We start from the raw sequence: 12,178 nt of genomic DNA, 5'->3' as shown, positions 1-12,178 counted from the left end.
CATTACCAACTCCTCAAAAGGTCTAACAACGGTGGCCCAAAAACATAAACGCCGGCGACCACGGCGATTAGGGACACCAACAAAACGGCGCCAGCACTCATATCCTTGATTTTCTTTGCCCGTAAATCATAGTGTTCCCCAATAATGAAATCCACCAGATTTTCAACAATGGTATTCAATAATTCGCCTAAGAAAACCAGCAAAATGGCTAAAATCAGGACAAACCAAGAAAATGGCGGTACTTTTAGCCAGATGCCGGCAATAATCACCAACGTTGCACTGGTAAATTCCCGTTTGAAATTATTCTCGTCGACAAAAAAGACGCGCAGCCCATCGAGCGCGTGGCGGGCGCTTTGGATAAAATGTTTGTTTTTGCCGATTTGTTTATCGGGTAAGGCCATAAGCTGCCAGAATTTTCTTTTGAAGCGGAATCATCACGGCTTCATCTTCCGGCTTAATGTGATCATAACCGTTTAGATGTAAGAAACCGTGAACCACCGTGTACCCCAGCTCGCGCTCAAAGCTGTGGCCATATTCCTTGGCGTGGCGGCGAACCGTTAGTGGGTCAATAAACAGATCCCCAATATTCTTTGCCATGCCTGGAAGTAGCGGCAGATCGTCTTCGCCATCTTCAATTGCAAAACTAATGACATCCGTTGCACGATCGGTGTCGCGATAGTCACGATTAATCTTCTGAATGTCATCATCACCGACAATCGTGATGGACATTTCGGTATCAGTTGGCAATTTTAACTGTTGTCCACAAAAAGCAACCAATTTCTGAATCAGATCATGATGTTGTGCGTCTAATAAATGATCATCATCGTATAATTCTAAGTCCATCGCTTACTCCTTTGTCCGTTTCTGCAGCTGTAAGTCGTGTTTGCCGTAAGCTTCGATAATCTTGGCAACAACCGGATGCCGCACAACGTCTTGTGATGAAAATTGCGTAAAGGCAATATGGCTAATTCCTTTTAGCAGTTGTTCCGCCTGTAGCAGACCACTTTTGGCATTATTCGGCAAATCGATTTGCGTGATGTCGCCGTTGACGATCATTTTTGAACCAAAACCAAGACGCGTTAGGAACATTTTCATTTGGGCCTGCGTTGTGTTCTGCGCTTCATCAAGAATGGCAAAAGCGTTGTCGAGTGTGCGGCCGCGCATATAGGCCAATGGTGCGATTTCAATGACGCCGCGATCCATTAACCGATCAGTGTGTTCTTTGCCCAAAACGGCGTACAACGCATCATAAACCGGGCGCAGATAAGGATCGACCTTTTCTTTGAGGTCACCGGGAAGGAAGCCCAGACTTTCCCCTGCTTCGACGGCCGGTCGCGTCAAAATAATCCGTTCCACTTGTCCGGCCTTCATCGCGGCAACGGCCATGACCACAGCTAAGAAAGTTTTCCCTGTCCCGGCAGGACCGATCCCGAAAGTAATATCGTTATGCTTGATCGCATCGACATACTGGCGTTGGCCAAAATTTTTAACCCGAATCGGCTGGCCTTTAGCGTCCCGCAACAAGGTTTCGCTATACATATCGGCAAAATACTCTAACGTCCCGCGTTTCGCCATGGCAACCGCACTGGCAATATCCTGCGGGGACAACTTAATACCCTGCGACAACAACTTACTCGTTGCTTCCAGCAGCTGCAAAGTCAAACTAACCGTCTCCGGTTCGCCGCTAATACGTAATTCGTCCCCAAAAGGCGAAATACGAACGTTCAAGCCTTCTTCAATCAACGTCAAATTAGCATCATTAATACCGACAAGGTTAATCGCCATGTCGGGATTGCTGAGTCGGAAAATTTTCTCCGAGGTTTCCTGTGCCAAATATTGGCCCCCTAACAAATATTTTAAGCGGTAAAGATGGTATTAGTTTAGCATATTTTAAGAGCGCGAGCAGGAGCGCTTAGAAATCGGAGTGTAAGTGGCCTCAGAGCTAAATGGCTGGGCTTTGGCCATTTAGGTCTGAGGTCCTTACACGTAGATTTCTGCGACTGCGAGCGCGTTTCAGCGTCGGACAACTCCAGGCTGGGCTTTGGCCATTTGTGCTTGAGGTCCTTATGCGGAGATTTCTGGGCCTGCGAACGCGTTTCCGCAGCAGTATCGATCAAACTCATTTCTGCGGAACAGCACAGTTTTGGCATTTTAGCCATTTAGCTCTGAGGCCCTTACACGTAGATTTCTGCGACTGCGAGCGCGTTTTTGCGCCAGAAAGCCACATTCCTCGCACTTTACAACCTAAACAAGCCGACTTTTATGCCCATGCCCACACCCGCGCAATCACCACAATAAAAAGCCGGTGCTAACACCGGCTTTGTCGTTAACTAAGTTTTTCTTTTACCACGCTGCTGACGAGACCGCCATCAGCTTGGCCTTTAACCTTGGGCATCAACGTCTTCATCACCTTGCCAAAGTCTTGCTTACCTGTGGCTCCGACTTCTTTGATTGTTGCATCAACGATGTCGGCAACTTGGGCTTTGTTTAACTGGGCTGGCAGAAAACGTTCCACAACCTTGATTTCAGCTTCGGTTTCCTGAACCAGATCATCACGGCCACCTTTTTTGAATTCCGAAACACTTTCCTTGCGCTGTTTTAATTCAGTCGCAAGAACGCTCTTTTCTTCATCCTCGGAAAGCTCATGGCCGACTTTGATCTTTTCATTGACCAACGCTGTTTTCAACATCCGGACGACGCTCAACGTTACCTTGTCCTTGGCTAACATGCTTTGTTTCATCTGAGCATTAAGCTCATCCATTAAAGCCACTATTCACCAAGTCCTTTATTAATACTTCTTACGCTTACGCGCAGCTTCTGACTTCAGCTTGCGGCGTACGCTAGGCTTCTCGTAGAATTCACGCTTGCGGTATTCAGCGAGTGTACCAGACTTGGATACAGTACGCTTAAAGCGCCGAAGAGCGTCATCGAGAGATTCGTTTTTCTTAACAACTGTCTTAGCCATGTGATATCCCTCCCTCCGACACTTGTGTAACCACTGACGGATATCATAGCCAATAGTTCGTTTATTAGTATACAAAACTGATAACCACGCGTCAATAAGCGATTTCAGATTTTTATATAAACAACCGTTGTTATCCGCAATGATGCGTTCTTAATTAAATCTTAACGCCATTATCGGTTACAATCAAAGATTTGCTAGCGTTTAATGGCCGCGTTCCTCGACATTCACGTGCGCGCTTGAACTATGCTATGATAGCGTTATCTAAGTTGCGAGGTGGCATTATGACCCAAGAATTGAATTTGTATATCATGTCAGATTCCGTCGGCGAAACCGGACTGCGACTTGCGCAGGCGGTTGCCGCACAGTTTCCGGAATTTGAAGCCCATTATGTCCGGTTTCCGTTCATTCACACGAAAGAAAAAATTTACAGTGCCATTGATGAAGCGAAGAAAGAGAACGCATTGGCCATCATGACGTTCGTCACAGACGGCTTCGCCCAGTTGGCAACACATTACGCCAAAGACCAAGGTGTCATTGCGATCGACGTCATGTCACCGATTTTAAGCGGTATCAAATCGATCACACATGAAGAGCCCAATCACGTTCCGGGTGCCGTGCATGATCTCAACGAACGTTATTTTGATCGGATCTCGGCGATGGAATTTGCGGTTTTGTATGATGACGGCAAAGACCCGAAAGGTTTTCTGGAGGCCGATATTGTCTTGCTCGGCGTGTCGCGGACAAGCAAAACACCATTGTCCCTATTCCTCGCCAACCGTAATCTGAAAGTTGCCAATTTGCCTTTGGTGCCCAATGCCCATATTCCTGAAGAAATCTGGCAGGTTGATCCTAAAAAAATTGTCGGCTTGACCACCGATGCTTCTGTTCTAATGGAATTTCGGCGTCAACGCATGATTCAGTATGGCTTGAATCCTGATACTGCTTACTCGGCACGTGATCAAGTCAATCAAGAATTGAAGTTTGCTGAAGATCTCTACAAAAAAATCGGCTGCATGGTGATTAACACCGCACACCGATCGATTGAAGAAACTGCAACTTTGATTTTGGAGCACATGGGCTTAGATGAATTTGAAAATACCGAAACCCATTAACCCATCAACCGGCGCAAAGCTTCCGGTTGAAAATGGCCGCTTTTGAGCCACTTGATTTCCTCCCCGTATGGCGGGACCTGATGCTTTTTATCTGGCCCGACATACGGGGTTTCGAGTATCTTGGGTAACTTTTCCAATGCCGGATGATGGGCAATTCGGTTTAACGCGTCAAACCCGATTGTCCCAAAACCGATGTTGGCATGGCGATCCTTATGGCTGCCCCGTGGATTCTTGGAATCGTTTACGTGAATGACACTCAACCGATCCAAACCGATGACGTGATCAAATTCATTTAAAACACCATCAAAATCATCTTTAACATTGTAACCGGCGTCGTTGGTATGACAAGTATCAAAAGTCACGCGCAACTTTTCGTTATAAGTCACTCCATCAATGATTGCGGCGAGTTCTTCAAATGAACGGCCGATTTCCGTTCCTTTTCCTGCCATGGTTTCAAGCGCAATCGTGACGTTTTGCTTAGGGTCAATAATAAGATTCAAGCCTTTCACAATTTGCTTGATGGCGGCTTCAGGACCAGCGCCCACATGCGCACCGGGATGAAATGGCATGGTATAGGCATGTAACGCGTCTGCCCGGACAACTTCTTCCCGCATGAATTGCACCGCAAATTCGAAGTTTTCGGGTTTTTTCGTATTGCCAAGATTAACAATATAAGGTGCGTGAATAACGGTATGACTGATGCCGTCTTTGGTCATCGCCGCCAGCCCTTCAGGAATGCGCATTTCGCTCGTTGGTTTGCGCCGCGTATTTTGCGGCGCACCTGTATAAAACTGCAGCGTATTAGCATCATAACTAGCCGCTTCTTCAACGGCTCCTAACAACATTTTTGTGCCTTTCATACTGACATTGGCACCAATTAACATGTAAAAAGCCCCCTATGTACGATCACCAGCAATCGTTTCGATTGCTGATGATCAAAAAATTTTATAAAAAAACCCGGCTGCTTTCCGGGTTCATGTTAGCGCGGTTAATCCGTTTTGGGCTCGTAAAAGTGGCCGAGGATTTTGACCGAGTCCGTGATTGACACAAACGCATACGGATCGCTATGACGCATGGCCTGCTCTAAGTCGTACATTTCAGCCCGGGAAATGATCGTGAACAGGATGGTTTTTTCTTCGTGATGAAAGGCCCCTTCTGCATCGTGAACAATGGTGATGCCGCGGCGTAGTGAACCTTGAATCTCCCGGACAACCTGCTTAGGCCGAGCAGTCACAATCATGACCTGCAGCCGTTGCTGGCGCGTGTACAGCGAGTCCATGACCCGTCCATTGATGAAAATTGCCAATGCTGAATACAACGCATGCGGCCAATCATTAACAAAACCGGCAAGAAAGATAATCAGCACATTGAACATGATGTTGATCGTGCCAACGGTCCGCCCGGTGCGCTTGCGCAACACGATCCCCAGAATATCGATACCGCCAGTGGAAATATTATTGCGCAAAGCAAACCCGGTACCCAAGCCATTCACAACCGCCCCAAAAATACCACAAACGATGGGATCTTTGGTCAGCGGCGTTAATACCCCAAGCAACCGAATCATGATCGTCGAGAAGATAACCGCCAAAAAAGTGAACACTGTAAAGCGATGCCCGATTGCCTTCCATGCCAGAATAAACAGTGGCACGTTTAAGAAAAATAACAGGGTTCCAGTTGAAAATAAATCCGTTGTCGCCAGCGAAAAGAATGGCAACGCAATGTCGAAGTTAAACCATTTTCGCACCACAGTCGCCAAAAGCTGTGCCGCACCGGTAATGCCACTGGCAAAAACCCCGCCCGGTTCCCAAAACATATTCAATGCAACGGCGACACAAATACTATAGAAAAATGCCGCTGATAATCGTGACCAATTTTGATGTCGGCGAATTAGCCGATCAATCTCTTCCATATCAAAAACCGCTCCCTGTCACCCATAATCATGTCGTGATCAAGTATAACAAGGGCGGTCTTTGATTGCTACCAAATCAAAAAATCGGTCGGTTTATTTATTTTGACGGGTGTCATAATGCGTTCACCAGCGCAGGATCATAACTGCGCCAGCTCACGCTCACATTAACGCGTTCGCTGGCGCAGAAGTCTGCGTGTAAGGACCTTAGGCGCAATGGCCTAAACCCGGGCCATCACGCCCGAGGCCACTTACACTCCGACTTCTAACCGCGCCAGCTCACGCTTACATTAACGCGTTCGCTGGCGCAGAAGTCTGCGTGTAAGGACCTCGGTCGCAATGGCCTAAACCCGGGCCATCACGCCCGAGGCCACTTACACTCCGACTTCTAACCGCGCCAGCTCACGCTTACTTGAATAGTTGCCGGTACTGGCCGTAGCCTTCTTTTTCGAGATCGGCAACCGGGATGAAACGAAGCGCTGCGGAATTGATGCAATAGCGCAAACCGCCTTTTGCAATCGGGCCATCGTTAAAGACGTGACCAAGGTGCGAATCAGCCTCAGGACTGCGGACTTCGACACGCTCCATGCCAAAGCTTTGATCCCGATGTTCCGCGAGCTTCGTAATCGGTTTGGTAAAAGATGGCCAGCCGCAGCCAGCATCATATTTATCTTGGGAGGAAAATAGCGGTTCGCCGCTAACCACATCCACATAGATGCCGTCTTGATAAAAATCATCATACTGACCGGAAAACGGCCGTTCAGTCGCTGCTTTTTGCGTAACCGCATAAGCTTCAGGTGACAGTTGCTTCTTTAGATCGGCTTTTGACGGCCGTTTTGCTTTATCGAACATAAAAAACACCTCCGCTACAACTCATTATAGCGGTAGGTGTTTCGATTGTCAGCAATTAAATTGTATAACAACTTTAGGCGAAAGTGACGAGCCTCATTCAGTTAAATTCTCGTCGCCTTCATGCTCTTTTTCCGGATCGACATCTGGCCGAACTTCAATACCTAAGTCCTTAAGTTGTACGTCCGCAACCGGTGAAGGTGCACTGGTCATCGGTTCGCTGGCTTTGCTGTTCTTCGGAAAGGCAATCACATCGCGAATATTGGTGCGGCCTGTGAGCAGCATGACAAATCGATCTAACCCAATGGCCAAGCCACCATGCGGCGGGAACCCGTAATCAAGCGCCGTCAGCAGGAAGCCAAAACTCTTTTGAGCACGTTCCGGAGTGAAGCCAAGCGCTTTGAGCATCTTTTCTTGAATTTCCCGGTTGTGAATACGGATGGAGCCGCCGCCTAATTCATAGCCGTTCAACACAATATCGTAACTTTGGGCGTGCGCTGCATGCGGATCGGTATCAAGCAGATGAACGTCTTCCTCGTTTGGCATCGTGAATGGATGATGCGCCGGAACCCAACGTTGAATCCCTTCGTCATATTCGAACAGCGGCCAGTCAACCACCCAGCAGAAGCGGAACTGCTTGTCATCAATCAAACCAAGATCATGGCCAAAATGGGTGCGGAGATAACCTAGCGAATCAGCAACGACCTTTGCCTTATCTGCCACAAACAAGACCAGATCACCAGCATGGGCGCCAACCGCTTGTGTCAGCGTCTTGCCGTCACCGAAGAACTTGGCAATTGGGCCGCTAATGCCATCAGCTGTCACTTTCATCCACGCCAGACCCTTGGCACCAAAACGTTTGATGTAATCCTGTTGGGCATCAATCATCTTCCGTGAATATTTATCGGCTCCGCCAGGCAAAACGATTGCCCGCACTTGGCCGCCATTTTGTACGGCACCCGCAAAAACTTTGAAATCAGAATCTTTGACTAAATCGGAAACATCCTGAATCTGCATGCCAAAGCGAAGATCCGGCTTATCAGAGCCATATTTATCCATCGCATCCTGCCAGGTAATCCGCTCAAATGGCAACTTGACGTCAATGCCTTTTACATCGTGCATCACCTGAGCAATTAAGCCTTCAGTAATATCCTGAATTTCTTCTGCCGTCAAGAAACTGGTTTCAAGGTCAATCTGGGTAAATTCCGGTTGGCGGTCGCCGCGCAAGTCTTCATCGCGGAAGCACCGGGCGATTTGATAGTACCGATCAAATCCGGCCCCCATCAATAGCTGCTTAAATAATTGCGGTGATTGTGGCAAAGCATAGAAGCTACCAGGGTAAACCCGCGATGGCACCAGATAGTCCCGGGCCCCTTCAGGCGTACTAGCAGTTAACGTCGGCGTTTCGACATCAATAAAGCCATTGTCATCTAAGTAATGGTGCACACTGCGCATGATGTGAGCGCGGGTAAAGATGTTCTTTTGCATCTCAGGCCGGCGCAGGTCAAGGTAACGATACTTTAATTTTGTCTCTTCTGTTACGGCGACATTGTCTTCAATATAAAATGGCGGCGTTTTGGCTTTGTTCAAAATAGTGATGTCATGGACTTCAACTTCGACATCGCCGGTTTTCATTTCCGGGTTCACTGCTTGCGGCTTGCGTTTTTTGACCACCCCATGGACTTCGATCACATACTCGGAGCGCACCGAATTGGCCACTGTCAACGCGTCCTGATCAAATTCTTCAGAAAAAACAAGTTGAATGATGCCTTCCCGATCCCGCAAATCAATAAAAATCAAACTGCCGAGACTACGGCGTTTCTGCACCCATCCTTTTAAGGTTACTTCCTGATCGACATAAGCGGTGGTTACATCACCGGCATAACAGGTTCGTTTACTCATACTACTTTGCCTCCGTTACTTGCGTATAAATTTTACCAAAATCTGCCAACACATCTGCTTGAGGAAAAGCTTGTTGCTGACCGGTTGCCATATTTTTAATCTGGACGGTGCCGGCTGCGCGTTCGCTTTCGCCAATCGTCAAAACCAGCTTCGCATGCGCTTTGTTAGCCGCTTTAAACTGGCCTTTCGCTTTACGGCCCATGTAATCCATTTCACCGGTAAAGCCTTGTTGACGCAAGGCTGTCAGCATTTGCAAGGCTTCTTGGTCAGCACCTTGATCGATCGTGACGATATAGGCATCCGGTTGGGCGGCTTCTTGGTCTGATTGCATCAACAGCATCAAGCGTTCAACACCCATGGCAAAACCAATTCCGGGAGTCTCGGGACCGCCGAGTTCTTCAACCAGCCCGTTATAGCGGCCACCTGCAAGGATCGTCGTATAGCCGCCTCCAAAGACTTTATCATCGGACATGACTTCAAAAATCGTGTGGTTGTAATAATCAAGTCCGCGGACCATGGTTGCATCCACGTCAAAATCAATTCCCAGCCCTGTCAGCAACGTCTTCACGCGATCAAAATGCTGTTGGGCTTCCGGCGTCAGATAGTCCAGAATTGAAGGCGCATTGGCGACAATTTCCTGATCATGGCGATCTTTACTATCGAGAATGCGCAGCGGATTTTTTTCTAAACGAACTTTAGAATCTTCAGAAAGCTCATCTTTGAACGGCGTCAGGTAATCAACAAGCGCTGCATGAAAAGCTTTTCGGGTCGCTGGGTCGCCCAACGAATTGATGACAAACTTAAGGTGTTTGGCGCCTAAAGCTTCGAGCAACTGTTTAGCCAAGGCGATCGTTTCGGCATCCAGTACTGGAGAATCGCTGCCAAAAGCTTCGACCCCAATTTGATGGAACTGCCGCTGACGGCCACTTTGCGGGCGTTCATAGCGAAACATCGGCCCCATATAGTAAACTTTGTAAGGCTTCGCATATTCAGGACCGTATAACTTATTTTCGACATAAGCTCGCACGACACCGGCAGTGCCTTCAGGACGCAAGGCCATCATCCGGTCGCCTTTATCTTTAAAGGTATACATTTCTTTGGTCACGATGTCGCTGGTGTCACCAGCACTGCGCGAAAAAACATCGACATTTTCAAAAATCGGCGTGCGAATTTCACGGTATTGGTATTGAGCAAAAATTTTACGGGCAACAGCTTCTACCTGCTGCCAACGTTCACTTTGGCCAGGTAAAATATCGGCTGTGCCTTTTGGACGTTGATAATTCATGAGGGACCTCCTGTAGTCTGAGAGATGTGATGGGGTTGGGTGATCGGGTGGGTTTTGGTGGTTGGCTTCGTGAGGATGGTTGAGGGTGTTCGCCGGAGCCTGCGTGTAAGCAGCTCAAGCCTAAATGGCCAAACTACACGATCTGGGATTGAAACTATAGACATTGGGGGGCAATCCGGTTCCGAAACGCGCTCGCTGGCGCAGGAGCCTGCGTGTAAGGACCTTGGTCGCAATGGCCAAAGCCGTACGATTGAGGGACTGGACCGATAAGCATTGGGAGGCAATCCGGTTCCGAAACGCGCTCACTGGCGCAGGAGCCTGCGTGTAAGGACCTTGGTCGCAATGGCCAAAAACCGGCCATCACGCCCAAGGACGCTTACACTCCGGCTCCTAACCGCGCCAGTTCGCGCTCTAAAAAAATGCACCCCTCGATTGCTCGAAGGGTGCGGACACGGTACCACCTTGTGTTTTACTTTGCCATAACGGTGGCGTTCCGGAATTTGATCACCTCGGGAGTGTCTTTTCGATCGGTCCCGGCTTTCACCATCTCCGGGTCGCTTGAAGTTGATCTATCCTACTCCGTCACAGGTCTTAGTTATTGTTTAAAGCATACGGTTTGCAGAAAGCTTTGTCAACGGCGTTTCTATTCTTTTCTTATCGCTGACTTTTCACTCTAGCGTACGGCTCAAAGACAATAAAACCGTCTTTACCGCCTTTTTACCAGCCGATTTGCTATAATGAACTTAACGATTTTTAGAGAATGGTGAGGCTGGGTCATGAAACCTATCGGACAATTGAAAAAATGGCCATTGATCATTTTGCTGGCGCTATTGTTTGGCGTTGGTGCCGCGACGACCAGTGTCATGGCCAATACGCAATATATGACGGTCAAGGCCGACACGGTTAACGTGCGGCTGGGGCCCGGGCTTGCTTATGGCATTATGGGCCAGGTTAAGTCGGGCAATCAGCTGACGATTATCGGCGCCAAGAATTCCTGGTACCAAGTGCGGCTTGCTGGGAATCGAATTGGTTGGGTGGCATCATGGCTGGTGGATCAAAGCGAAGCTGCCACGACCAGGGCAAAAGTTGCTACGGTCAATCAACCGGTGAATGTGCGTGAATATGCGAGCCAGGATGCCAAACAATTAGGCTCTCTTAATGCTGGCGTGAGTGTTAAGGTTGTCTATCAGGAGGGCAACTGGACGCAAATCGCATACAACAATACTGCGGCGTGGATCACCAGCAGCAGTGTTCAGCTGACCGGTCAGACAACGAACCTCGCGCAACCTGCCCAGGCAAATCTGACGCAGACCCAAAGTAACCCCTCGCTCAAAGTCACGACCAACACAACGACTAATTTACGCAATGCGGCGGGTATCAATGCGCCGGTTGTCGAAAAACTGGACAAAGGCACGGAACTGACCGTTATCAAGCAACAGGATGATTGGTATCAGGTTACCGCGCCTGATGGTAAAACCGGCTTCGTGGCTAGCTGGACAGTCAGTGCGCCGAACGATGGTCAGACCCAGAAAGCCGCAACCAAGCTTTCCGAAGCGACGATTGTCCTCGATCCGGGGCACGGCGGTACCGATACCGGTGCCATTGCCAATGATGGCTCTGATTATGAAAAAACCTACACTCTGAAAACGGCTGATCTTGTTGCCAATGCCTTGCGCGCAGCCGGAGCAAACGTCATCATGACACGCACCACCGATACATTTGTTGATCTTGCCCCACGGCCGACCACTGCCAACAACGCCCACGCAGATGCGTTCATCTCATTCCACTTTGACTCCAGCCCATCCAAAAACTCTGCTTCAGGCTTCACCACCTACTACTACAGCAGTAAAAAGGATCTCGCGCTGGCCAAGTCGATTAATGGTGCGCTGACCGGCTTACCGCTGGAGAATCGTGGCGTGGCTTTTGGTAATTATGAAGTTTTGCGCGATAACAAGCAGCCGGCCATTTTGAACGAAATGGGCTACATCAACAATGATAAAGACTTCAAACACATCAAGGATCCGACGTATCAGTCCAAAATAGCGACGGATATTGTCAATGGATTGAATGCCTACTTCAAGGCTGGCAATCACCAATAATGGTTTCACTTGTTTTCGACCAATCAAATACCCGCTAAGGCAGCTGTGTTGCCTTAGCGG

At 48.6% G+C, this 12,178-nt stretch carries 12 protein-coding genes; 2 read left to right on the top strand and 10 right to left on the bottom strand.

All coding sequences use genetic code 11. The features are described 5' to 3' along the window. Window positions 1-2: 2 nt before the first annotated feature. The 5 genes from LACZS1_RS07860 to rpsU all read right to left on the bottom strand — a co-directional run bounded on the left by LACZS1_RS07860 (window position 3) and on the right by rpsU (window position 2,965). Window positions 3-401: a diacylglycerol kinase family protein gene (locus LACZS1_RS07860; RefSeq protein WP_070651915.1), complete on the bottom strand. Its 399-nt coding sequence runs from the start codon at window positions 399-401 to the stop codon at window positions 3-5. Continuing rightward, entirely contained in the window at window positions 385-843 is a 459-nt protein-coding gene (gene ybeY, locus LACZS1_RS07855; RefSeq protein ID WP_049171404.1) for an rRNA maturation RNase YbeY, read from the bottom strand. Before ybeY ends, LACZS1_RS07860 begins: the two co-directional genes overlap by 17 nt. A 3-nt stretch (window positions 844-846) precedes the next feature. Further along, on the bottom strand, window positions 847-1,833 hold the full coding sequence (locus LACZS1_RS07850; RefSeq protein ID WP_010488201.1) for a PhoH family protein: 987 nt from the start codon (window positions 1,831-1,833) through the stop codon (window positions 847-849). 493 nt (window positions 1,834-2,326) lie between these two features. Next, complete coding sequence (locus LACZS1_RS07845; RefSeq protein ID WP_171024637.1) at window positions 2,327-2,761, bottom strand: GatB/YqeY domain-containing protein; 435 nt, start codon at window positions 2,759-2,761, stop codon at window positions 2,327-2,329. 27 nt (window positions 2,762-2,788) lie between these two features. Beyond that, window positions 2,789-2,965: a 30S ribosomal protein S21 gene (gene rpsU / locus LACZS1_RS07840; protein WP_005687665.1), complete on the bottom strand. Its 177-nt coding sequence runs from the start codon at window positions 2,963-2,965 to the stop codon at window positions 2,789-2,791. A gap of 281 nt (window positions 2,966-3,246) precedes the next feature. Between rpsU and LACZS1_RS07835 the strand changes: the two genes are divergently transcribed. Then, window positions 3,247-4,077, top strand: coding sequence for a pyruvate, water dikinase regulatory protein (locus LACZS1_RS07835; protein WP_010488183.1), 831 nt, complete (start codon window positions 3,247-3,249; stop codon window positions 4,075-4,077). Here the strand turns inward: LACZS1_RS07835 and LACZS1_RS07830 are convergent. The 5 genes from LACZS1_RS07830 to hisS form a co-directional block, all read right to left on the bottom strand. Beyond that, window positions 4,074-4,961 carry a deoxyribonuclease IV gene (locus LACZS1_RS07830; RefSeq protein WP_070651917.1) on the bottom strand — a complete coding sequence of 296 codons (888 nt, stop codon included), beginning with the start codon at window positions 4,959-4,961 and terminating at the stop codon, window positions 4,074-4,076. The two genes, LACZS1_RS07835 and LACZS1_RS07830, sit on opposite strands and share 4 nt — an antisense overlap. A gap of 104 nt (window positions 4,962-5,065) precedes the next feature. Further along, a complete protein-coding gene (locus LACZS1_RS07825) occupies window positions 5,066-5,986 on the bottom strand; it encodes a YitT family protein (protein WP_010488175.1) in 921 nt (306 codons plus the stop codon). A gap of 405 nt (window positions 5,987-6,391) precedes the next feature. Continuing rightward, a complete protein-coding gene (gene msrB, locus LACZS1_RS07820) occupies window positions 6,392-6,835 on the bottom strand; it encodes a peptide-methionine (R)-S-oxide reductase MsrB (protein WP_047106212.1) in 444 nt (147 codons plus the stop codon). A gap of 93 nt (window positions 6,836-6,928) precedes the next feature. Beyond that, complete coding sequence (gene aspS / locus LACZS1_RS07815; RefSeq protein WP_306402832.1) at window positions 6,929-8,734, bottom strand: aspartate--tRNA ligase; 1,806 nt, start codon at window positions 8,732-8,734, stop codon at window positions 6,929-6,931. 1 nt (window position 8,735) lies between these two features. Further along, window positions 8,736-10,019 carry a histidine--tRNA ligase gene (hisS, locus tag LACZS1_RS07810; protein WP_010488170.1) on the bottom strand — a complete coding sequence of 428 codons (1,284 nt, stop codon included), beginning with the start codon at window positions 10,017-10,019 and terminating at the stop codon, window positions 8,736-8,738. A gap of 776 nt (window positions 10,020-10,795) precedes the next feature. Between hisS and LACZS1_RS07805 the strand changes: the two genes are divergently transcribed. Then, window positions 10,796-12,118, top strand: a complete 1,323-nt coding sequence (locus LACZS1_RS07805; RefSeq protein ID WP_070651919.1) for an N-acetylmuramoyl-L-alanine amidase family protein — start codon at window positions 10,796-10,798, stop codon at window positions 12,116-12,118. The last annotated feature ends 60 nt before the right edge of the window (window positions 12,119-12,178 follow it).

The sequence above is a fragment of the Lacticaseibacillus zeae subsp. silagei genome (assembly GCF_030770335.1).
In the GTDB taxonomy this organism is placed as follows: Bacteria; Bacillota; Bacilli; order Lactobacillales; family Lactobacillaceae; genus Lacticaseibacillus; species Lacticaseibacillus zeae.
The sequence above is the reverse complement of the archived record's forward strand: the minus strand, read 5'-3'. Positions and strand labels throughout refer to the sequence as shown.